The organism is Bacteroides sp. AM41-16 (assembly GCF_003603495.1).
Lineage (GTDB): Bacteria > Bacteroidota > Bacteroidia > Bacteroidales > Bacteroidaceae > Bacteroides > Bacteroides uniformis.
Map to the genome: position 1 here is coordinate 63,080 of NZ_QTNE01000002.1, position 24,205 is coordinate 87,284.

The following is a 24,205-nucleotide window of genomic DNA, read 5'->3' on the forward strand; positions in this document are numbered from 1 at the left end:
TTAATAAATTAATATCATGAAACGACTTTGTTTTTTGGTGATATGTATGAGTATCATTATGGGGTGTTCAACAAGTACTTCAAGCACTAAAGCTTTGGTGGACTATGTAGACCCAAACATTGGAACTGCGCATTGTCGTTGGTTCTTTTATACACCGGCTGCTATTCCGTTTGGCATGGCAAAACTGGCTCCTTCTACCGATGCGCATTTGGGAAATCCCGGTGGTTGGCAAGCAGTGGGGTATGATTTTCGTCATACTTCCATCGAAGGCTTTGCCAATTTTCACGAGTTCCAGGTAGGCGGTGTCGTATTTGCACCGACTGTCGGAGAATTGCAGACAGTACCGGGTGAGTTGGAAAATCCGGATGGCGGTTATCGTTCACGTTTCGATAAGAAAGATGAAGTGGCAGCTCCCGGGTACTATTCTGTTTTGTTGAAGGACTATGGAGTAAAGGCTGAATTGACTGCTATGAAACGAGTGGGATTTCATCGTTATACCTATCCCAAAACAGAACTGGCAAACCTTATCTTCGATATAGGTAACAAGCAAGGAGAAAGTGGTGAGGTGAAAGATGCCGAAGTACAATATTTTGAAGATGGCCGGGTGGAAGGTTATGTAATCACTTCCCCCGTATATGTTAATATTTATCAGAAAGGGGCAGATGTACGTATGTATTTCTCGGCTGTTCTTAATAAGAAGCCGGTTCAGGTAGGTACTTTTGTAAAAGATGTGGTTAATCCGGGTAAACATCAGGAAAAAGGACCAGGCGCGGGTCTTTACATGACATTCTCTACAGAAGAACAAGAGGCTGTGGAAGTCAAAGTGGGCCTATCCTATACTTCCATAGAGAATGCTCGTTTCAACCGGGAAACCGAGGCTGCGGATGTTACCTTTGACCAAGCCAAGAAGAATGCAACAGATGTGTGGAATGAATCTCTGAGCAGGATTTATGTGGAAGGAGGGAAGGAAACTGATAAAGTGAAGTTTTACACCGGATTGTTCCATGCGCTTTTGGGGCGTGGATTGGCTAGTGATGCAAATGGATATTATCCTAAAAATAATGGAACGGTCGGTCGTATTGCTCTTGATGAAGAAGGTAATCCGGTACATCAGCATTATAATACGGATGCCATTTGGGGTGGTTTCTGGAATCTGACGCAATTATGGTCATTGGCTTATCCCGAATATTATTCTGATTGGATAAAAAGTCAGTTGTTGGTTTATCAGGATGCCGGTTGGTTGGGTGATGGCATCGCATGCAGTAAATATGTGTCTGGAGTAGGGACGAATTTTACTAGCTTGGCTATTGCTGCTGCATATAATTGCGGTATTCGTGATTTTGACGTACAGCAGGGATATGAAGCTGCTTTGAAGAATGAAGTGGAATGGCGTGGAAGACTTGAAGGTGCAGGTAAGATGGATGTACGTCAGTTTGTGGAACGTGGATATTCTCCTTATGAAAAACGGTTTGATATGGTGACTCGTGAGGAAGGATCTGGGTTTGGTGCTTCACATACAATGGAATACAGTTTCAGTAGTTTTGCTGTGTCCCAATTTGCCAAACATTTGGGTAAAGAGGATGACTATAAGTTACTCTCTGATTTGTCGAATGGCTGGAAGAATCTTTATGATCCGGAGACCCGTTTGATTCGTCCCAAGGATACTAAAGGAAATTTTCTGGAAGATTTTAATCCATTGGCTCCTTGGAAGGGATTTCAAGAAGGAAATGCCGTGCAATATACATTTTATGTTCCTCACCAGATAGACGAATTGGTAGATTTGGTAGGGCAAGAAACGTTTAATAATCGTCTGGATAGTATCTTTTTGCTTTCACAGAAAAATATTTTTGGAGGTGGGAAAGAAGTGGATGCGTTCGCCGGATTGAAGACGGTGTATAATCATGGTAATCAGCCTAATTTGCATATTTCTTGGTTGTTTAACTTTTCGGGTAAACCATATCTGTCTCAAAAGTGGGTACGTGCTATTTTGGATGAGTTCTATGGCCTCGAAGGTATACATGGCTATGGTTATGGACAGGATGAGGATCAAGGACAATTGGGGGCTTGGTACGTAATGTCTGCATTGGGCTTATTTGATGTAAAGGGATTGACGGAGATTGATCCGAAATTCCAGATAGGTGCCCCTTTGTTTGACAAAGTCACTGTCCGTTTGAATAAAGATTATTATCCGGGAGAGAAATTTGTAATCGAAGCTAAGAAGCAGGCGGTAGGTGATTGTTATTTGCAGGATATATCTTTGAACAACCGTCCGCAAGATACTGTACAATTGCCCTTTAGTGAGGTCGTAAAAGGAGGAAAATTGGTTTTAGGTTTGGGAGCTTCACCTAATGAGGAATTGACTCACTGAGAAATATGTTATGAAAAATAATCTGTTTTCCACTTCTATGGTTGTACTGCCGATAATATCGGCAGTACAACCTATTTGGGCCCAGAAAGTGTCCAATAAACCGTTGAATATTGTTTGTATTTTTACGGATGACCATGCTTTCCAGACCATAAGTGCTTACGGACATCCTATTTCAAAGTTGGCTCCGACACCTAACATTGATCGTTTGGCTGGGAATGGCATGCTTTTTACGCAATCTTTTGTAGAGAATTCCATTTCAGCTCCAAGCCGGGCGACCCTTTTAACGGGCTTGTATAGTCATCAGCACGGACAGACGAGGTTGGGGTGCTGTTTGAATCCACAGAAACAATGGTTTACCGAGCTGCTACAAAAAAAAGGATATGTAACTTCAGTCTTTGGAAAGTGGCATTTGAATGTTGAGCCGAAGGGGTTTGACCATTATGACATTCTTTTTGATCAGGGTGAATACTATAATCCCAAGTTCCGTCGTCCTGATACAAACGGAGAATATATAAAAGAAAAAGGATATGCTACCACGTTGATAACCGATCATGCCATAGAGTGGTTGGAGAAAAACATCTCCGATGAGAAGCCTTTCTGTGTCCTTGTAAATCACAAGGCACCTCATCGTAATTGGATGCCTGACTTTCCCAATATGCATTTATTTGAGGATGTGGATTTTCCAGAACCTGAAACGCTATTTGATGACTATACGACACGTGGTCCGCAGATGAAAACTCAGGAGCTGACAATTGATCGGCACATGGGGTATGCGTTCGATTTTAAGGTGAGAGAATTGAAGAACGAACCTACATTGCAATATATTAGAGACAGTTGGCTGATGGCAATGGCTGAGATGGATAGCAAACAGCGTGCCACATGGGAAGCTATTTATGACAAGAAAAATGAAGAATTCCTGAAAAATCCTCCGGTTGGAAAGGATTTGCTTCGGTGGAAATATCAACGGTATGTAAAAGAGTATTGTCGGACTATCCGTTCGGTAGATGAACAAGTGGGCCGTTTGCTTGATTATTTGGAAGAAAAAGGAGTTCTGGATAATACAGTGATAGTTTATACCTCTGATCAAGGTTTTCTGTTGGGAGAGCATGGACTGTATGACAAGCGCTTTATGTATGAGGAGTCTTTCCGTACACCTCTGATTATTTCGTGCCCTTCTTTAGTCAAGAAACATTCGGTATGCAAAGAGCTGGTGCAGAATATTGATTTGGCACCGACTTTCCTGAGCCTTGCAGGAGTGGAGGTGCCGAAAGAGATGTCTGGGCGCTCTTTATTACCGTTGTTTAAAAATGGAAAGGCGGAAAATTGGCGAAATGAGTTATACTATCATTTTTACGATTATCCGGCAGTGGGTAGTGTACGCAAACATGATGGCATTCGCACTAAACGCTACAAATTGATTCATTGGTATGGAGAGGGTAGTGGGAATGATGAAGCTATTGACTTTTGGGAATTGTATGATTTGAAAAAAGATGTGATGGAGGTCAATAATGTATATGATAACCCGAAGTATGTAAAAGTACGGGAAGCACTGACTGTTCAATTGGAAAAACTGCGTAAAGACGTGGGAGTGACAGAATAGATATTTTATATAAAAATCCATGAAAATGAAAAAACAAAACTCTATAATGACAGCCTTTCCGGTACTTTTCGGTTTCTTTGTGATGGGCTTCTGTGATATTGTCGGTATTTCATCAGACTATGTTCAGCGTAGTTTTAACTGGTCACCTATGATGACCGGGTTTGTACCTTCAATGGTGTTTGTTTGGTTCTTGTTTTTAGGAATTCCGATAGGTAATCGGATGAATAAATGGGGACGTAAGAATACCGTACTTGTTAGTATGGTGATTACAATTGTAGGTATGATTCTGCCATTATTGGCGTATGATGGTGTAACTTGCATGGTGGCTTATGCCTTGTTGGGTATAGGAAATGCTATTTTACAAGTTTCTTTAAATCCGTTGCTTAATAATGTTATAACTAACAAAGCTTTCCTGACAAGTAGTTTGACAGTTGGGCAGGTAATAAAAGCGGCTTCTTCTTTAGTCGGTCCGGAGATTGTATTGCTGGCTGTCCATTATTGGGGGATGGATAAATGGTATTATTGCTTCCCCATTCTTGGCTTCATCACTTTATTGTCGACAGTTTGGCTGATTGCAACCCCTATTGAACGGGAAAGAAATGTTGTGTCGAACAGTGATCTTTCCATGAGGAATACGTTTGCTTTGTTGAAAGACCGGACTATTCTATTACTGTTTTTAGGAATTTTCTTTATTGTAGGCGTGGATGTGGCGACAAACTTTATTAGTTCGAAACTTATGTCTATCCGTTTTGGATGGTCTGATGAGCAAGTAAAATTTGCTCCTCAAGTCTATTTCCTTAGTCGTACGATTGGTGCTTTGTTAGGGGCGTTCTTGTTGACCCGTATTGCAGAAATGAAATATTTCCGTATAAATATTGTAGCTTGTGTCGTTTCGCTGTTAGTTTTAATGGGAGTGGAAAAGGATGTGGTGAATATAGTTTGTATTGGTGCAGTAGGCTTTTTTGCTTCATCTGTTTTCTCTATTATTTATTCAATGGCTTTGCAGGCGCGTCCGGAGAAGGCAAATCAGATTTCCGGTCTGATGATTACAGCGGTTGCCGGAGGTGGAGTGGTAACTCCAGTTATCGGTTTTGCCATCGGTACTGTAGGTATTATCGGTGGTGTTGTGGTGACGTTGGCCTGCGTATTATATCTAACGTATTGCGCTTTTGGTATAAAAGTAACTTCTTGTGTAAAGTGATTCGTTTTTTGATACTATTAATACATCATCATTTTTATTTTTTAAGCGTCTTCGAAAACGAAGACGCTTTTTTGTGTTGTATGGTTTCTTTGGTATGATGATTTAATGAAAATATAATTTTATACCTTATAATTAATGTGTGAACATTGAAGTGTGTTGTGTAATCATTTTGATAAATACGGGCTTTGCTGGGATGTTATTCTTTGAAATGTTTGTTTTTTAATATTGTAGTTAAAGATGTTTTTAAACATAATTAGTTAATTATTAGTAGTTTAAGTTTTAATATGTATTCTTTTATAAATAATTTAGTGATAAATTAATTTAAGTTTAGTTTGACTTTTAATTTATTACATCTCATTTTTTTATAAAAAAAACTTTGTTTTACTTTTGCTTTTTGAATTTATTATATATATTTGCTGCATCTATATGTTCATACATATAATGAGGTTTGTTTTTGTTGAGACTACTTTATATGTTTAGCAGTTTTATTAAAAACTAATATTTTGTGGAATGAAAAAAATCATTACCGTTATTTTGTTATTAATGATGTTCATTACCGGATATGCACAACGTATTGTTGTGTATAAACAGTTGGATGAGAGCTTAATTAAAGTATCTGCCAGCAGCGAATTGAATAAAGGAACTATTTGTTCCGTAGTTAATGGAGATGGAATGCAGGGGTGCTATCATGTGGCTAATAACCTGGGACATGGCATGTGGTTGTCTGAAGTTTCTAAAAAGCCAGTTCGTTACAATAAGTCTACTCATGAAGGAGTTGTCTGGTTTTTGTGTGATTTTGGTAAAAGTAGAAAATGTCCTGAAGTAGATTTGATTCAGATATGGAACTATAATCAGAATGAGCATACTCGGCGTGGACTCAATAAGGTATATATAGAGTACTCAGAGGATGGGAATAAATGGCAATTACTAAAGAATGGTGATTTGGAATATTATTTAATTCCTGAATCGGTAGGACGTAATCCTGGATCCGTGGATTTTTCTTTGGATACTAAAGGTATAAAAGCACGTTATATATGCTTTACGGCTGCGTTGGATGGAGAAGGTAATCATTATGATCGTAAGAATCCGGTTGTGATACAGGAAGCTGCTGATATGCATCAGAATGTGGATTACTATGGTTTGAGCGAAATTCGTTTTTATAAAAAAACAGTGGTTTCAGTACAATCATTGGGAAAGCTTGATGATATTTCTTTTGTGGCTGGGCAAGGCTATCTAAAGAGTGCTGAAGGTCCTAAACGAGAATTCTTATTACGTTTTAATACTCCATTGTATGCTGGGGCTACCTTAACGTGTCAATTAGGTGATAAAATATGGAATGCTGAAATAGAGGCTTCAAAGACTGGGGTGGATGAGTACAAAGGATATTTCCCTGCTGGATATATGGAAGAGACCTCTTCTTTGGAGATAAAGGTGAATAGCCGTCAAGGTTGTGTGAAACGTAAATATGAAGTGCCAGGAGCAAGAAAGTGGACTGTTTGCTTTTTTCCGCATTCTCATTTGGATATCGGATATACACATCGCCAGGATGATGTGATGAAACTTCAATGGCGTAATTTGGAACGCGCACTCGATTTAGCTGAGCGTACTAAAGAATATCCGGAAGGTTCACGTTACTGTTGGAATACGGAGGCTACATGGGCAGTTGCTGCATATTTGAAAAAATATGCAGCAACTGAAAAGGCTGAACGTTTGAAGCAGGCCATTCGCGATGGTATTATTAATGTTGATATGTCTTTGGGAAGTATTTTGACTGGGATTAGCCGACAAGAAGAATTGATGCATATTTTTGATGATGCACATTGGATTAGTGATGAAGTGGGAGTAGAGCTGAATACTGCAATGATGAGTGATGTGCCTGGGCAAGCTTGGGGATTGGTCACTGCAATGGCTAAGAATGGAGTGAAATATTATTCACCCGGACCAAATTATGTACCTTTTTATGGGAGGATAGGAAATGACCGTGCTGCTGCTTTACATGTCAGATGGGGTGATAGACCTTTTTATTGGCAATCTCAATCAGGTACTGATAAAGTACTTGTATGGCAGGCAGGGCGCGGTTACTCATGGTTTCATGGCTGGTTGGCTAACCGTATCGGAGTTTGTGGACTTGAGCCAATCTGGGACTATTTAACAGAATTAGAAACTGAGGAGTTTCCATATCAAACTTGTTATTTACGTTATACAGTTCATGGTGATAACGGCCCTCCCGATCAATCAATGTCTGATGTAATCCGTGAGTGGAATGAACGTTATGAGTCTCCTCAATTCCGTATATCAACTGCCCGTGAGTTCTTTATGAAATTCGAAGAACAATATGGCGCTGAATTACCCGTCTTTGCTGGTGACATGACTCCCACTTGGGAAGACGGAGCGGCTTCTACTGCTTGTGAGACAGCAATGAATCGTACTACTGCTGCACGCTTGGCACAGACTGAAACTATTTGGAGTATGCTTCATAAAACAGACGCTTTCCCAGATAAAGCTTTTAAAGAAGCATGGAAAAATGTGATACTGTTTTCTGAGCACACTTGGGGGGCTTCTGCTAGTGGAACTGACCCGCATTCTAAATTTACAAAAGATTTGTGGGAAGGGAAAAAAGCTTATGCTGATAATGCAAGTAATCAGTCTCAAATATTATATAAACAGGCTTTAAGCCCATTGCATGTCGACAAAGGTGGGGATTTTGTACATGTGCTGAATACAAATCTTTGGAATCGTACGGATGTAGTGTTTTTGGATTCAATGGTCAATTTGAATGAAAAAGAATTGATAACCAGGACTGGTGAAAAAGTAGAGACACAGCGTCTGTATGATGGCCGTTGGGCTTTTGTTGCTGAAAATATACCAGCACTTTCTTCTGAGGTATATCAAATCGTCTCGAAGAAAAAGAGTTCAAGACGTTTCGTTTCCATGATTGCAGAGAATAAAATATTAAATAATGGAATTGTACGCGTTGAAATTGATGAGGTGAAAGGTACAATTAGTTCTTTCAAAAGAGTTGGTGACTCTTATGAATATGCTTCGAATAGCGGTTTGAATGATTATTTATATACTGGAAGATATGCTTCTGACCCACAGGGAATCGAACAGATATTAAATATAAGAGTGTTGGATGATGGAGCGGTTGCTGCTACACTGCGTATAGAGTCTAAAGCTCCAGGATGTAATACTTTATGGCGTGATGTGACAGTTTACAAAGGGATAGATAGGGTAGATATTTGTAATACGTTGGATAAGCAGGATATTTTAGATTTTGAAAATGTGCGTTTTGTTTTTCCATTCAATATTCAGCAACCTGAAATTACAATGGATCTTGCCATGAGTGAAATTCATCCTGAGCGTGAGCAACTGGAGGGAGTAAACAAACATTATTATTCATTGCAAAACGGATTGGCTGTGGGAGATTTGGAGCATGCAGTCTGCCTGACCACCGTTGATGCGCCTTTTGTTGAACTGGGTTCGCCCTCAGGGCTTGATTATCGCCTGAATCCCCGTCATGGATATGGCTGGTGGCAGTCTGCCAAGATATCGCCGATTGTCTATTCATGGGTAATGACGAATACATGGAGGACTAATTATAAAGCATCACAAGGAGGCACAGCGAAGTTTCGCTATTCTTTGCAGCCTTGTAATCCGCTTGACCTGAAATTGAAACAGCGAGGAGCTGAACGTGAGATGGAATTGGTGGCTGTAGCCAGTCGTTCTTCTCAGAATATAGAGCAGTTGTTTCGGTTGAAAGGACGCCATCGTATTGCATTATCCAGTATCAAACCTGCTGACGATGGAAAGGGGTATATTGTCTGCCTGCACAATATGGGTAAGCAGAGTGTTTGTTCATCATTTGTTTGGGGTAGTATAAGGCCGCGTGAAGTAAGTGTATGTGATTATCGTCAGAAGGCCTTAAGACCTTTTAATGACGAGATGTTTTGGATGAAGCCTTATGAATATATCATGTTGAAAGTAATAATAGAATAATCATCAAATTGCAATTTTAAATTTAATAAGTATGAAAAAGTTAGTGGTACAGAATCTTTTAAAGGTTTGGTTGTGTGCAATGGTGTCGTTCATGACAGTGACGTTGTATGCACAAGGGAACTCTTTTAAGGTATCGGGTACAGTAAAGGACAACACCGGTGAGCTGGTGATTGGCGCGACTGTCATTGATACCAAGACAAAAAATGGATGTGTGACGGACGTTGATGGAAACTTTTCTTTAGAGGTGACGCCAAATTCGTCGATTAAAGTAAGTTTTATCGGATATAAGTCACAGACGATTGCCATCAAGGCAGAACAGAAGGTTTATAATGTCATCCTTCAAAGTGACAATGTTTTGATTGATGAACTGGTAGTGGTAGGCTATGGAGTGAAAAAGAAACAGACATTGACCGGTGCTGTGTCTGCCGTAAACACGAAGGACATTGTTTCTACAAAAAATGAAAGTTTACAGAATATGCTGACTGGTAAGATTGCCGGTTTACGTGTGGTTCAAAATTCAAGTGAGCCGGGAGCTTTCAATACATCGATGGATATCCGTGGACTGGGGAATCCACTGGTGATAATTGATGGTATTCCTCGCGATAATATGGCACGCGTTGATCCGGAAGATGTTGAGAGTATTTCTGTTTTGAAGGATGCCTCTGCTTCTATCTATGGTGTGCGTGCTGCCAATGGCGTGATTCTTATTACCACCAAAAAAGGTGCGCAAGGGAAACCGGAAATTAATTATTCGGGTAGCTTTACTTGGCAAATGCCTTCCAATTTCCCAGATTTGGTTACTTCACAAGAATGGATGACATTGGCTAATGAAAAGGGACGTCATAATGTAGATGGTGGGGGAGCTTCTTATTCTGATGAAGAAATAGCCGCTGCACAGACTACAGATTGGAAATCAGCAGTATTACGTGGTTCTGCGCCTCAGACACAACATTCCATCAATATTTCAGGTGGGACGGAACGTGTAAATTATTATGCGAGTGTTGGCTATCAAGCGCAACAAAGTTTCTTGCAGACAGATGATATGAATTACGATAAATGGACAATGCGTAGTAATCTTTCTGCCAATATTACTAAGAATCTGAAATTGGATGTTAATCTTTCAGGTTTGATGGATGAGCGTAATACACCGCATTATGGTGCTTATGATATTATTCGTGGTCTTTGGTTGATGCAGCCGATGGATCCCATTTATCAGGAGAATGGCGGTTTTACCCAGCCTTCAAACTCTACTTTGATGAATCCGGTGGCGATGATGGATAAGGATGTTGTAGGATATAAAACTTATAAGAGCAAATGGTTTCAGTCAAGTTTTTCATTGAGTTATGATGTACCTTGGGTAGAAGGATTGAAACTAAAGGGGTTATATAGTTACGATTATATAATGAATGATAATAAGGAGTTTGAAAATACTTGGAAATCATATCGAGATAATCAGGTATGGACGCGTAATGATCCTCCTAAAGTAGGTCGTACATTCTATTCAAAAGATAATACTTTATGGCAAGTACAAGCTAATTACTCTCGTGAGTTTAATGGGCATAATATTGATGCGATGCTGCTGTTTGAGGAATCGACTTATAAGGGGGATAACTTTAATGGTAAAAAGGAACTTTCTATTCCTATAGATCAAGTTTTTGCCGGAAATGCTGATAACCAGCAATTTGGACAGAGTACTGCTGCTTCTGCCTTGTTTGATAATGCCAATCAAGCATTGGTAGGGCGTGTAGCTTACGATTATAAGTCCAAATATCTTATTGAATTTGCTTTCCGTTATGAAGGTTCTTCAAAATTCCCTGCAAATTCACGTTGGGCTATGTTTCCTTCAGTGTCAGGGGGATGGCGTGTCTCTGAAGAAAAGTTTTGGAAAGAATCTTCTTTGAATTTCATTAATAACCTTAAAATACGTGCTTCTTGGGGTAAGATGGGTGACGATGGTGCTTTAGCGTATCAGTTCCTTAATGGTTATACGTATCCGGTAGGTGGGGCAGCATATGCGATGCCGGGTGGTGCCATTTTTGATGGCTCATTTGTCAATGCTTCTGCAACAAAGGGATTGGCTAATCAAAGCATCTCATGGATTGAAGCTAAAACTTTTGATATAGGTTTTGATTTGGAAGCATGGGATGGCCTATTGGGATTGACTGTTGATTATTTCCGACGTGATCGTGATGGATTACTGACCACTCGGGCAGCGAGTCTTCCGGGAGTAGTGGGAGCCGCATTGCCACAAGAGAATCTGAATGGAGATATGACCCGTGGATATGAAATAGAAATAAGCCACCGTAATACCATCAATGAGTTCAGTTATGAGATAAAGGAAATTTTGCGTATGCCCGTTCAGAAAATAAACATGTGGAAGGTGCGCGGAAAGGTAATTCTTATTTGAATTGGAAACAAAATTCAAACGATCGTTTTACAGATCTTTGGTGGGGATATGGGGCCGGCGAACGTTTTACTTCATGGGATCAAATTTATTACAATTCTATTTATATAGGACGTGGTTCTGTACTCGGTGATTATAACTATGAGGATTGGAACGGTGATGGTTGGATTAATGAATTGGACGAACATCCTTTGACGAACACGGGAGACCGTCCTTTGATAAATTTCGGTTTGACGTTTAATGCAAGTTGGAAAGGTTTTGATGTAAGTCTGTTGTTGCAAGGAGCTGCCAAACGTCATATCTCTTATGATGAGTTGCTTTACAATCCATTGTGGGCTAATACAAATGCTTTGGATCAATTTATGGATCGTTGGCGTCCTGCTGATAGTCATGCAGATCCTTACGATCCGGCAACTAAATGGATTAGCGGTCATTATGCTTACACTGGTTCACTGCCGAACCGGAATTCAGAATTCAATATGCAAAATGCTGCTTATCTGCGTTTGAAAACAATTGAAGTGGGATATAGTCTTCCTAAATCATGGTTGACTAAAATTGGTGTACAAGGGCTGCGTGTTTATTTAAGCGGTTATAACTTGTTTACCATTACCGGATTGAAATATTGTGATCCTGAATTCCCGTCAGGAAATTATGGATATAACTATCCTTTAAATAAAACAGTTACTATTGGAGCAAATCTTAAATTTTAAATGAATATCAACATGAAAATTAAAAAATATATCTTCGCATTTGCATTATGCATGGGGTCATTGACTTCTTGTGTAGATCTGGACATCCCACCAATGAATATTGTTGGTGATAATGATATTTTTGGAAGTACGGCGGGGGTTACAAGCTATATGGCCCGTTTGTATAGTACGTTGCCTGTAGAAGACTTCCGCTATTCGCATGTAAACATGTTCTTTTCGGGAGGTTCTAATTTTGCGCAACCTTCTTGTTTGACTGGTGAAGCTATTAGCCGTGACACGAAGGGGGCAGAGGTTGAAACAGCAAACTATTGGGATGCTGCGTATGCCTTAATACGTGAAACGAACTATTTTATAGAAACACTTCCCAAATATGCTGATTCACATTCTGCTGCTGAAATTGAAAGTTTGTTGGGCGAAGCGTATTTCATTCGTGCTTATACTTATTTTGCATTAGTAAAGCGTTATGGTGGTGTACCTATTGTTAACACAGTAATTGATTATCCGGCTACAGTAAGCATTCCTGAAACACAATTGTTCCGTGATTCGGAAGAGGCTGTCTGGGATTTTATTTCCAGTGATTTGGACTACGCTATTGCGCATTTGTCTGCAAAGAACCAAAAAGGACGTGCCAATAAATATGCAGCTGCAGCTTTTAAATCGCGTACTATGCTTTATGCCGGAAGTATTGCCAAATATAATGATGTGAATGAAGTTTATAATGATGCGCGTATTTGCGGAATTCCAGCAAATCGTGCTGCCGATTATTTTAAACAGGCTTATGAAGCATCGAAGATTGTTGATGAAGGAGGTTATGCTCTTTACAAAGGGGACTGGGCAACTAATAATAAAGATGCACAATATACTAATTTCGTGAATATTTTCTTGAAAGATACGGAAGAGAATATTTTCGTGAAATATTTTGATTACCCGGACTGTGTACATTCATATGATTGTTTTGCACAGCCTACGCAAACCTCTACCGGTGGTAGCAACACAGAAATTTGTCCTACATTGGATTTTGTAGAAATGTTTGAAGGTTTTGAGAAAGATGCCGATGGGCATTTTGCCAACATGAACACGGAAGGTTATTATAAATTGTATGAAACAACAATGGAACCTTTCAAGAATGCCGAACCTCGTTTGCGTGCTACTGTATTGCTGCCGGGTGACGAGTTCAAGGGTGAATCCATTGAAATCCGTCGTGGTATTTGGGTTGGAGAAGGTGATAAAATTTCTCCTCTTCTTCCTTCAGAAGATACCTATGGCTTTTATGATGATTATAGTGCTTATGCTAACGATGCGACGAGTTTGCTGAAATTGGCCAGTCGCGAATCGCAAAATACGGATGCTAATGCAATTCAGTTAAAGGATGGTACAATGATGAAGCGTGCAGGGAAAAGTGGTACAGTGAAGAATCAGGAGATAGGCTGTACGGTTTCCGGTTTCCTTATTCGTAAGTATCTGAATCCTGAACAGAAGAATACAACTTGGAATCAGTCTGTTACAGATTGGATTGATATCCGTTATGCAGAAGTATTGCTCAATCGTGCCGAGGCGGCTATGGAACTTGCAGCTGCGGGTAGTGTTACCGATGATGCCGGTAAGAATTATGTAGAGGAGGCTTTCCGCTGTGTGAATCTTATTCGTGAACGTGCAGGTGCTACGTTGCTTGCTTCTTCTGCAGAAACTTCAATTGATGTAGTGCGTATAGAGCGTCGTAAAGAGCTTGCTTTCGAAAATAAAACTTATTGGGATTTGAAGCGTTGGCGTATTATTGATGATGAGCAGTCTACACGCAGATATCGCACTCTGCAGCCATTCTTTGCAGCAGATGCCATGAAGTATTTCATGGATATCAAGGAGCAGGAATATGGATATACTTATACTTATGATACACGTAATTATTATCAGCAGATTCCGACTGGTGAAATCACCAAGAATCCGAACTGTAAACAAAATCCAGGTTATTAATTATAAGAAACGAAACATTCAATTATGAAAAAGTTAACATATATTTTGTTGTCCTTATGCTTATTGGTAAATTTTACCTCTTGCGATGTGGATAATTATGGAGAACCTGAAGAAACTTTCCGTGGTGCTTTTATTGATAAGGAAACCAAAGAACCTTTCCAAACAGCTATTGGTAATACCGGCATTCGTATCCGTATGATGGAGTATAGCTGGAGTGATACTCCGGAACCTTATGATTTTAATTGTATGCAGGATGGTACTTTCCAGAATACCAAAATATTTGCAGGCAATTATGGTATTATTCCTGAAGGTGCTTTTGTACCATTGGATGAAGAGATTATTGATATAAAAGGTACTGTAGAGAAAACTTATGAGATTGAGCCGCTGTTGCGCGTGAAATGGGTAGGCGAACCTCAGGTCAATGCAGATGGTACTGTGGAGGTGAAGGTTATAATTACTCGTGGTACAAATAATCCGGATTACCAACAACCGCTTACCGAAGCTTGGCTATTTGTGAGCGAAACGAGTTATGTCGGAGATTTCAGCTTCAGTCCGCGTTTTTCTACTCAGTTGTTAGGGGCAGCTTTAACCGATGTTTTAGGTAAAGAAATTACTATTAAGACAAAAGGACAATTCCCTGATTATTCGCGTAAATTCTTTTTGCGTGTAGGTGCTCGTACTACAAAAAGCTTTAGCGGTACCAATCGTTATAACTATACAACAATTAAAGAAATCACAACTATAGCACGTAATTAGTAATAATCTGGATGAGAGTGTATTGGAACCTTGATAAGCACATTGTTTGGTCTGGTTTTTTACACTCTCATCTCTTTTATAGATATTAATATGAAACAGTCCTTTTTTATTTTTATGGTAATTACCCTTATGTTACCTCAGTTCGTTTCTGCAAAAAGGGGGAAAAATAGTTCACAACTTACTGTTATTTCTTATAATATGCGGTATGGTACGGCAGAGGACGGTGTTAATGCATGGGAATTCAGAAAGCCAGCTACTATAAAAATGATTAAAAAGCATAAACCCGATATTTTGGGAGTTCAGGAAGCTTTGGATTTTCAGCTGGCGTTTATTCTTGAGAATTGCACGAACTATGAGGCTGTAGGTGTTGGACGCATTGATGGTAAGCACGACGGAGAGCATGCTTCAATAATGTATAATAAGAAAAAAATAGAATTGTTGGAGTGGGGTAATTTTTGGCTTTCTTCAACTCCTGAAATTCCTTCTATAGGATGGGATGCTGCATGTACCCGTACTGCTACATGGGCACTTTTGAAGGATAAAAAGACAATGGAGAAATTTTATTACGTTAATACTCATTTGGACCATGTCGGAAGAGTGGCACGGAAGGAAGGTCTGAATCTCATCTTAGAAAAGATACAGAAGATTAATCCTGATAATTTTCCATTAATTTTGACCGGAGATTTTAATATGGAGCATACAGATTCTTCCATACAAAAACTGAATGAAAAAATGATAGATGCTAGAACTTCTGCTAAAAAAACGGATTCTTTTGGTACTTTCAATGGATGGGGGACCCGTAGCTCCATTATAGATTATATTTATTATAAAGGGTTTAAAATGTGTACGGAATACGTTACAATTCGAGAAAAATATGCAGGAAAAACTTTTATTTCTGATCACTATCCGATTAAGGGGGTACTGAAGTTTTAATTATGTGAAAAATCATGATGTATTCTGGTTTTCTCACGATGTGTTTGCTAATGGAGGGTTGTTAGAATTATGGATGAGTCCGAAACCGAATAAAAAATGAGGGAAAGACAAGGAAATTCTTAATATGTCCCTACTGAATAGGTTGCTATTATGAAGAAAGGCGAAGAGGTGCAACTCCCTTCGCCTTTCTTCATAACAACTATGGCTTTTATTCTTACAGAATCCCTTGTGCCATCATAGCCTTCGCCACCTTCATAAATCCGGCCACATTGGCACCCTTCACGTAATTTACATAACCGTCGGCTTCTGTACCATATTGCACGCAAGCTTCGTGAATGTTCTTCATAATGCTCTTCAGTTTCTCGTCCACTTCCTCTGCACTCCAGCTCAACTTGATGGAGTTCTGAGTCATTTCGAGACCAGATACTGATACACCGCCAGCATTGGCTGCCTTACCCGGAGCATACAGAATCTTTGCATCCTGAAATACTTTGATGGCTTCCGGTGTAGAGGGCATGTTGGCGCCTTCGGATACTGCCATTACCCCATTAGCTATCAACTGACGGGCATGGTCGCCATTCAATTCATTCTGAGTGGCAGAAGGCAAAGCGATATCAGCCTTTTCGCCCCAAGGCTTGGCTCCTTCCACATATTTCACACCCGGATATTGTTCAGCATATTCGCGGATACGTCCACGATAGAGGTTTTTCAGTTCCATGATGTAATCCAACTTTTCGCGGTCAATGCCGTCCGGATCGTATACATAACCGTCAGAATCAGACATGGTCAATACCTTACCACCCAATTCCAATACTTTCTCGGCCGTATATTGAGCTACGTTACCGGAACCGGAAATCAGACAAGTTTTGCCTTTCAGGTCAGTACCCTTAGTCTTCAACATTTCCATCAAGAAGTAGATGTTACCGTAGCCGGTAGCTTCCGGACGAATCAGCGAACCGCCGAACTCACGGCCCTTACCGGTGAAAGTACCCGTAAATTCATGAGCCAGCTTCTTATACATACCGAACATGAAACCTACTTCGCGACCACCTACACCGATATCACCGGCAGGTACGTCTGTTTCAGGGCCGATATGACGCCACAACTCCAGCATGAAAGCCTGAACGAAACGCATAACCTCAGCATTCGACTTGCCGCGCGGAGAGAAGTCCGAACCGCCTTTACCGCCACCCATGGGCAGAGTTGTCAATGAGTTTTTAAATGTCTGCTCGAAAGCAAGGAATTTCAGGATGCTCAGGTTTACAGAAGCGTGGAAACGAACACCGCCTTTATAAGGGCCGATAGCGTTGTTGTGCTGCACACGATAGCCCATGTTGGTTTGTACGTTACCTTTATCGTCTACCCAAGTAACACGGAATTGGTAAACGCGATCGGGGATGCAAAGACGTTCAATCAGATTGGCTTTGTCAAACTCCGGATGCTTGTTATACTCTTCTTCAATCGTAGAAAGAACTTCTTCTACTGCTTGATGATACTCCGGTTCGTTGGGGAACCGTCTTTTCAGGTCTTCTAATACCTTAGCTGCATTCATAATCTATTTCTTTTATTGGTTGCTACTATATGTTACCTAAAACAATTCGATTTTCGGTTTGTTTCCTTTTCCTCTCATTGCGGTTGCAAAAGTACACATAAAAATGAAACGAGCAAACATTTTATAAAGAAAATGCGGTATAAGACAACATTTTTATTGTTTTATACCGCAAAATGGAATAAAAAGATATTATTTATCCTCTTTTTAGAGACTTTATGACGGGAATAAATACTAAAGCCGCCGAAATGGCAAGCGTTAGAATGATTGGACCGTCAATTCGTTCGATAGATATCAAAACAATGTAGCAAAGTGCTGCCCAAAGCAGCACAATGCAAACTATTTGGAATTTTGATAACGGTCGTCTCATTTGACTGCCTTCTTTTTGTCTACGATAGCATCGATAACTGCTACTGCAGTGATGTTAACGATATCGCGCACAGAGCTCTCAAAATCGGTAAAGTGGATAGGCTTGTTCAATCCCATTTGGATAGGACCAATCAGTTCGGCATCTGTATCCATGGCCTGCAACAGTTTGTAAGCAGAGTTTGCAGAACTCAAGTTCGGGAAAATCAGTGTGTTTACGTCTTTTCCTTTCAGGCGTGTAAACGGGTACTTGGCATCACGCATTTCGCGGTTCATGGCGAAATTCACCTGCATTTCTCCGTCAATGGCAAGGTCAGGATAGTTTTGTTGCATATAATCCACTGCTTCGTGTACACTTACCGGACTTCCTTCCTTATCCGCACCGAAGTTGGAGTAACTCAACATGCCCATTACCGGTGTATGATTGAAGAAGCGGACGGTATATTCCGACAGCTTGGCAATGTCAATCAGCGTTTCGGCATTGGGATGACGGTTAATCAGCGTATCTGCCAGGAAGTATGTGCCTTTCTTGGAGTTCAGAATATGCATGGTGCCGAAATGTTTGTATTCTGGACGGATGCCGATGACTTCCTTGGCGACCTTGATGGTATTGCTGTATTTGGTGTAAAGGCCTGTGATGAAAGCGTCTGCTTCACCCGTCTCCACCATCATCATACCAAAGTAGTTACGTTCGAACATTTTGTCGTTGGCTTCTTCGTAAGTGACGCCTTCGCGGGCACGTTTTTCAGATAGAATGCGGGCATAGCGTTCACGGCGCGGCGCTTCATCCGGATGGCGCAGATTTACTATCTCAATACCTTCAAGGCTAAGGTCTAGTTCTTTTGCCAGCTTCTCGATGGCTTCGTCGTTGCCCAATATTATAGGATGGCAGATACCTTCAGCCTTGGCTTCCACAGCAGCTTTCAGCATATTGGGGTGGATGCCTTCGGCAAATACCACACGTTGCGGGTTGCGGCGGGCGGTGTCGTAGAGCTGGCGGGTCAGTTTGCTCTCGTAACCCATCAGCTCACGCAGTTGCAGGCGGTAGGCATCCCAATCTTCGATGTCTTTGCGGGCTACACCGCTTTCCATGGCAGCTTTGGCCACAGCGCAGGACACTTCGGTGATGAGGCGCGGGTCAACCGGTTTCGGGATGAAGTATTCGGGACCAAAAGTGAAGTTGTTTACGTGGTATGCCTCGTTCACCACATCAGGCACGGGCTGCTTGGCAAGGTTGGCAATGGCGTGTACGGCAGCAATTTTCATTGTTTCGTTGATGGCTTTTGCCTGCGTGTCGAGGGCACCGCGGAAGATGTAGGGGAAACCGATTACATTATTAATCTGGTTAGGATAGTCGGAACGACCGGTGGACATCAGTACGTCCGGACGTGCTGCCATGGCGTCTTCGTAAGAGATTTCCGGAGTAGGGTTGGCAAGGGCAAACACGATGGGATGGTCTGCCATGCTGCGAACCATGTCCTGGGTCAACACATTACCTTTTGACAGTCCAAGGAATACATCGGCGCCTTTGATGGCTTCTGCCAGAGTATGTACATCGCGACGGTCGGTGGCAAAGTAACGTTTCTGCTCGGTCAGATTCTCGCGGTCGCTGGTGATGACTCCCTTACTGTCCAGCATCAGGATATTCTCACGGCGTGCACCGAGCGCTTCATACAGTTTGGTACATGAGGTGGCGGAAGCCCCGGCACCGTTTACGACGATTTTCACTTCCTCTATCTTCTTGCCTGCCACTTCCAGGGCGTTCAGCAATCCTGCGCTGGAGATGATGGCGGTGCCGTGCTGGTCGTCGTGCATCACGGGGATGTCCAATTCCTCTTTCAGGCGGCGTTCTATTTCGAAACATTCGGGTGCTTTGATGTCTTCCAAGTTGATACCTCCGAATGTTGGGGCAATAGCCTTGACAGCTTCGATGAACTTGTCGGGGTCTTTTTCATTTACTTCGATGTCGAATACGTCGATACCTGCATAAATTTTGAACAACAGACCTTTACCCTCCATGACGGGTTTGCCGCTGAGGGCGCCAATATCGCCCAGGCCGAGCACGGCGGTTCCGTTGGAGATGACAGCTACCAGATTGCCTTTTGCTGTATATTTATATGCATCTTGCGGGTTTTTCTCAATTTCGAGGCACGGTTCTGCAACGCCCGGAGAGTAGGCGAGAGAAAGATCGGTTTGTGTACTGTAAGGCTTGGTGGGTACTACTTCAATCTTACCCGGTTTGCCTTGCGAATGGTAGAGCAAGGCTGCTTCTTTGGTTATTTTAGCCATGGTAGAATAGTTAAATTGGTTATAATTTGGCTGCAAATGTAGGTATAAAAGTTCTAAATTGTAGCTCGCTGTCAATAAAATCTATTACTTTTATCAGTTAATTAGCTTAAAATGCTTATTTTTGGCATCAGATTTTAGAAATTACCCCCATTTATTAACTTAACACATGAGTTGCATGAGAATTTTGAAACTTCCTCTGGCAGGATTATTATTTTGTGTAATGGCACTATTTGCTGGATGTAAAACGAGTAATGAACCTAAGGCACCGGTTGCTCTGACCTGGGAAATGGGTGCAAGTGACATCGAACCCGGATATTATGAGAATACCTTTATTCTCAAGAATATCTCTCAAAAACCTCTAAAAAAGAACTGGACGATTTACTATTCACAGCTTCCCCGAGGGGTGAAGCAGGAAGGAGCCTCTGAAGTGAAGGTAGAGGTAGTGAACGGTAATTTTTTCAAAATGTATCCGACAGACGAATTTGCTTCGCTGGCTCCCGGTGATTCCATGCGGATTACTTTCCTTTGCACTTACAAGCTGGACCGGAACTCCCATGTACCGGAAGGAACTTATTGGGTGGAGACTGTGGATGGTAAAGAGGGCAGTCCGTTGCCCGTGGCTTTGAAGGCGCTGCCGCTTCCTTCTCCCGAGTCAATGAGCGGCTATCCGGATGCGACTAAGATTTATGAATCCAATCTTCGCTTGGCTGGTGCTCCTGCTTTGGTGCAGTCAGACATTCTTCCGTCTGTAAAGAAAGTGGTAGCCATTGAAGGCGATAATGTCGTATTGGAAGGTAAGGTAGCTTTGGCATTTCCGGAGAACTTTGCCGGTGAAGCCAAGTTGCTGAAAGAGAAACTGACTGGTTTGTATGGTTTGGAAGTTGTCGGAAATGCTTCCGTGAAGATTGTGCTGGAAGAACTGCTTGATAGGAAGGAGGCCGTAAATGATGAATATTATACTATCAATATAGGTGACAACCTGATAAAAATCAGTGCTGCCACTCCTCATGGCATTTTTAATGGTACACAGACACTTTTGTCAATGTTGAAGGGCAAGCAGACACCTTATTTGCTGGAGGCAGTCTCCATTCGGGATTATCCGGACTTGGCATATCGTGGACAAATGATAGATATTGCCCGTAATTTCACCGCTCCGGAGAACTTGAAGAAACTGGTGGATATTTTTGCATCTTATAAATTGAATGTCCTGCATTTCCATTTTTGTGATGATGAAGCCTGGCGTTTGGAGATTCCCGGTTTGGAGGAACTGACTGCTGTGGGTAGCCGTCGCGGGCATACCACTGACGAAAGCCAGTGCCTCTACCCATGTTATGACGGTGGCTATGACCCTGATGCAAAGACTGTAGGCAATGGATATTATAGCCGCGAGGAATTTATTGATTTGCTGAAGTATGCTGCCGAAAGACATGTCCGCATTGTTCCGGAAATAGAATCTCCGGGGCATGCCCGCGCTGCCATTGTCTCCATGAAGGCACGCTATAACAAATATTTTGAAACTGATCCGGGAAAAGCTACAGAATATATATTGAGTGAACCGGAAGATACTTCACGTTATGTTTCTGTACAATATTATACGGACAATGTGATGAATGTCGCCTTGCCTTCTACCTACCGTTTTATGGAGAAGGTGATTCAGGAACTTAATGCGATGTATCAGGAAGCCGGTCTTTCATTGTCCACAGTGCATTTGGGTGGTGACGAAGTGCCTCGCGGCGTGTGGATGGGCTCTCCGAAATGCCAAGAGCTGATGAAGGAAAAAGGCATGACGAAAGCTCATGATTTGTCGGAGTATTTCATTACGCAAATGGCGGATGTGATGCAGAAGAACGGACTGAAATTCAGTGGTTGGCAGGAAGTTGCTTTGGGGCATACCGAAGAGGCTCATCAACAGTTGAGGGGCCAGGCTGCCGGTGTGTATTGCTGGAATACTGTACCGGGCTCTGATGAAGTGGTTTATCAGACAGCCAATAACGGTTACCCGGTCATCCTTTGCAACGTGGGCAATTTCTATATGGATATGGCTTACAATGGTCATCCGGACGAGCGTGGACTCGATTGGGGAGGTTATGTGGATGAGTCTGTCTCTTTCTCTATGCTTCCTTTCAGCATTTATCGTTCGCTGCGTGTGGATATGGCAGGCAATCCCATTGATTTGGATAATGCGGAAAAGGGGAAGACTGCTTTGACAGAGATAGGCAAGAAGCATATTATGGGTGTACAAGGGCAATTGTTTGCCGAAACTATCCGTAGTTTTGATGGCGTGGAATATCTTCTTTTCCCCAAAATCTTAGGGCTGGCAGAACGTGGCTGGAATGCTCATCCGGTATGGGAAAACCTGTCCGGCGTGCGGGAGCAGCAGGCTTTCAATCAGGCTTTGGCACTTTATTATGAGAAAATCAGCAAGAGTGAAATGCCTTATTGGGCAAAGAATGGGATTAACTTCCGCTTGCCTCAGCCGGGATTATTGGTAAAAGATGGAAATCTGTATGCTAATGTGGCCATTGATGGTGCTGAAGTACGTTACACAACTGATGGTTCGGAACCTACTGCCCAGTCAACCTTATGGAAAGAACCGGTGAAGTGTGGTTCCCTGGTAGTGAAAGCAAAGACCTTCTACCAAGGCAAGGAAAGTTTGACGATTATATTGAATGTTGAGTAATAGAGAATATTGAAATGAAAAGGGAGTGCATTTTCGGACAATGCACTCCCTTTTGTTTATTCCTTTAGGCGTTCAGCGCTTGTTCGATGTCGGCAATAATATCCTCTGCATTCTCTATACCTACCGAGAAGCGAATCAGGTCGGGGCGTACACCTGCCTCCATCAGCTGCTCGTCTGTCAACTGGCGGTGTGTATGGCTGGCTGGGTGCAGCACGCAAGTACGTGCATCGGCCACATGAGTCACGATGGCCGCCAGTTTCAGTGAATCCATAAACTTGATAGACTCTTCCCGTCCGCCCTTCAAGCCGAAGGTGACAACGCCGCAAGAGCCGTTCGGCATGTACTTCTGTGCCTGCTCGTAGTATTTGTCGCCCGGCAGACCACAATAATTCACCCAAGCCACTTTATCGTTCTGGGCAAGATACTCGGCTACCGCTTGTGCATTCTTGCAATGTTGGGGCATACGCAGGTGTAGTGTTTCCAGACCCAGGTTCAGCAGGAATGCGTTTTGTGGAGACTGGATGCTGCCCAGGTCGCGCATCAGTTGGGCTGTAGCCTTGGTGATGTAAGCCATTTTGCCGAAGGCTTTCGTATAAGTCAGTCCGTGGTAAGACTCGTCCGGTGTGCACAGTCCGGGGAATTTGTCGGCGTGTGCATCCCAATCGAAGTTACCGCTGTCTACAATGGCTCCACCTACACTGGTGGCATGTCCGTCCATGTATTTGGTAGTAGAGTGTACTACGATGTCGGCACCCCACTCAAACGGGCGGCAGTTGATAGGGGTAGGGAAGGTGTTGTCCACAATCAAGGGCACGCCGTGGCTGTGGGCAATGCGTGCAAACTTCTCTATATCGAGCACTTCGAGCGTAGGGTTGGAGATGGTTTCGCCGAATAGGGCCTTGGTATTGGGGCGGAAAGCAGCGGAAATTTCTTTCTCGCTGGCATCTGGGTTGACGAAAGTGACGTCGATGCCCAATTTCTTCAAAGTTACTCCGAAGAGGTTGAATGTTCCGCCATAGATGGTAGAGGAGCAAACAAAATGGTCTCCTGCCTGGCAGATATTGAAAATGGCATAGAAGTTGGCTGCTTGTCCGCTGGATGTCAGCATAGCGGCCACACCACCTTCGAGGGCGGCAATCTTGGCGGCTACTGCATCGTTCGTAGGGTTCTGCAGGCGGGTATAGAAATAGCCGCTGTCTTCAAGGTCGAACAAGCGTGCCATCTGTTCGCTGGTATCATATTTGAAAGTTGTACTTTGATAGATGGGGAGTACACGGGGCTCGCCCTTTTTAGGAGTCCATCCGGCTTGTACGCACAGCGTCTCCGGCTTGAATTGCTTTGCCATAATGTTATCTGTTTTAAAAGTTTCTTATCTATTATCG

General features: G+C 42.2%; 13 protein-coding genes. 10 read left to right on the plus strand and 3 right to left on the minus strand.

Annotation, left to right across the window (positions count from 1 at the left end; all coding sequences use genetic code 11):
* Positions 1–16: 16 nt before the first annotated feature.
* The 9 genes from DW896_RS02805 to DW896_RS02840 all read left to right on the plus strand — a co-directional run bounded on the left by DW896_RS02805 (position 17) and on the right by DW896_RS02840 (position 15,939).
* Positions 17–2,368 carry a GH92 family glycosyl hydrolase gene (locus tag DW896_RS02805; protein WP_009038014.1) on the plus strand — a complete coding sequence of 784 codons (2,352 nt, stop codon included), beginning with the start codon at positions 17–19 and terminating at the stop codon, positions 2,366–2,368.
* Between the two features lie 10 nt (positions 2,369–2,378).
* Complete coding sequence (locus tag DW896_RS02810) at positions 2,379–3,968, plus strand: sulfatase (protein WP_117652711.1); 1,590 nt, start codon at positions 2,379–2,381, stop codon at positions 3,966–3,968.
* A gap of 25 nt (positions 3,969–3,993) precedes the next feature.
* Positions 3,994–5,169, plus strand: coding sequence for a sugar MFS transporter (locus DW896_RS02815; protein ID WP_117652722.1), 1,176 nt, complete (start codon positions 3,994–3,996; stop codon positions 5,167–5,169).
* Between the two features lie 510 nt (positions 5,170–5,679).
* Positions 5,680–9,165 (plus strand): glycoside hydrolase family 38 C-terminal domain-containing protein, encoded by a 3,486-nt coding sequence (locus DW896_RS02820; protein WP_117652710.1) that lies wholly within the window; start codon positions 5,680–5,682, stop codon positions 9,163–9,165.
* 31 nt (positions 9,166–9,196) lie between these two features.
* The gene (locus DW896_RS02825; protein WP_243634816.1) at positions 9,197–11,572 is read left to right on the plus strand and encodes a SusC/RagA family TonB-linked outer membrane protein; all 2,376 of its coding nucleotides are present in this window, start codon (positions 9,197–9,199) and stop codon (positions 11,570–11,572) included.
* A complete protein-coding gene (locus DW896_RS21645; RefSeq protein ID WP_243634817.1) occupies positions 11,569–12,279 on the plus strand; it encodes a hypothetical protein in 711 nt (236 codons plus the stop codon). Before DW896_RS02825 ends, DW896_RS21645 begins: the two co-directional genes overlap by 4 nt.
* A 12-nt stretch (positions 12,280–12,291) precedes the next feature.
* Positions 12,292–14,250, plus strand: a complete 1,959-nt coding sequence (locus tag DW896_RS02830) for a RagB/SusD family nutrient uptake outer membrane protein (protein ID WP_227740927.1) — start codon at positions 12,292–12,294, stop codon at positions 14,248–14,250.
* A 24-nt stretch (positions 14,251–14,274) separates the two neighbouring features.
* Positions 14,275–15,006: a DUF3823 domain-containing protein gene (locus DW896_RS02835; RefSeq protein WP_009038031.1), complete on the plus strand. Its 732-nt coding sequence runs from the start codon at positions 14,275–14,277 to the stop codon at positions 15,004–15,006.
* Between the two features lie 90 nt (positions 15,007–15,096).
* A complete protein-coding gene (locus DW896_RS02840; RefSeq protein ID WP_034529535.1) occupies positions 15,097–15,939 on the plus strand; it encodes an endonuclease/exonuclease/phosphatase family protein in 843 nt (280 codons plus the stop codon).
* A 214-nt stretch (positions 15,940–16,153) separates the two neighbouring features.
* On the opposite strand, the gene DW896_RS02845 is transcribed toward DW896_RS02840, so the two are convergent.
* Together DW896_RS02845 and DW896_RS02860 are read right to left on the minus strand one after the other, a co-directional pair.
* Positions 16,154–17,491, minus strand: coding sequence for an NADP-specific glutamate dehydrogenase (locus DW896_RS02845; protein ID WP_009038033.1), 1,338 nt, complete (start codon positions 17,489–17,491; stop codon positions 16,154–16,156).
* Between the two features lie 363 nt (positions 17,492–17,854).
* The gene (locus DW896_RS02860; RefSeq protein WP_117652706.1) at positions 17,855–20,143 is read right to left on the minus strand and encodes an NADP-dependent malic enzyme; all 2,289 of its coding nucleotides are present in this window, start codon (positions 20,141–20,143) and stop codon (positions 17,855–17,857) included.
* Between the two features lie 175 nt (positions 20,144–20,318).
* Between DW896_RS02860 and DW896_RS02865 the strand changes: the two genes are divergently transcribed.
* The gene (locus DW896_RS02865; protein WP_009038037.1) at positions 20,319–22,823 is read left to right on the plus strand and encodes a family 20 glycosylhydrolase; all 2,505 of its coding nucleotides are present in this window, start codon (positions 20,319–20,321) and stop codon (positions 22,821–22,823) included.
* A gap of 64 nt (positions 22,824–22,887) precedes the next feature.
* Here the strand turns inward: DW896_RS02865 and DW896_RS02870 are convergent, their stop codons facing one another.
* Positions 22,888–24,168, minus strand: a complete 1,281-nt coding sequence (locus DW896_RS02870) for an O-acetylhomoserine aminocarboxypropyltransferase/cysteine synthase family protein (RefSeq protein WP_009038038.1) — start codon at positions 24,166–24,168, stop codon at positions 22,888–22,890.
* Positions 24,169–24,205: the final 37 nt, after the last annotated feature.

What these genes read in the sequence shown, in the direction of transcription:
- DW896_RS02870 (WP_009038038.1), bottom strand. Translation starts at nt 24,168, where the DNA reads ATGGCAAAGCAATTCAAGCCGGAGACGCTGTGCGTACAAGCCGGATGG.
- DW896_RS02810 (WP_117652711.1), top strand. Translation starts at nt 2,379, where the DNA reads ATGAAAAATAATCTGTTTTCCACTTCTATGGTTGTACTGCCGATAATA.
- DW896_RS02860 (WP_117652706.1), bottom strand. Translation starts at nt 20,143, where the DNA reads ATGGCTAAAATAACCAAAGAAGCAGCCTTGCTCTACCATTCGCAAGGC.
- DW896_RS02840 (WP_034529535.1), top strand. Translation starts at nt 15,097, where the DNA reads ATGAAACAGTCCTTTTTTATTTTTATGGTAATTACCCTTATGTTACCT.
- DW896_RS02835 (WP_009038031.1), top strand. Translation starts at nt 14,275, where the DNA reads ATGAAAAAGTTAACATATATTTTGTTGTCCTTATGCTTATTGGTAAAT.
- DW896_RS02865 (WP_009038037.1), top strand. Translation starts at nt 20,319, where the DNA reads ATGAGAATTTTGAAACTTCCTCTGGCAGGATTATTATTTTGTGTAATG.
- DW896_RS02815 (WP_117652722.1), top strand. Translation starts at nt 3,994, where the DNA reads ATGAAAAAACAAAACTCTATAATGACAGCCTTTCCGGTACTTTTCGGT.
- DW896_RS02820 (WP_117652710.1), top strand. Translation starts at nt 5,680, where the DNA reads ATGAAAAAAATCATTACCGTTATTTTGTTATTAATGATGTTCATTACC.
- DW896_RS02825 (WP_243634816.1), top strand. Translation starts at nt 9,197, where the DNA reads ATGAAAAAGTTAGTGGTACAGAATCTTTTAAAGGTTTGGTTGTGTGCA.
- DW896_RS02830 (WP_227740927.1), top strand. Translation starts at nt 12,292, where the DNA reads ATGAAAATTAAAAAATATATCTTCGCATTTGCATTATGCATGGGGTCA.
- DW896_RS02805 (WP_009038014.1), top strand. Translation starts at nt 17, where the DNA reads ATGAAACGACTTTGTTTTTTGGTGATATGTATGAGTATCATTATGGGG.
- DW896_RS02845 (WP_009038033.1), bottom strand. Translation starts at nt 17,491, where the DNA reads ATGAATGCAGCTAAGGTATTAGAAGACCTGAAAAGACGGTTCCCCAAC.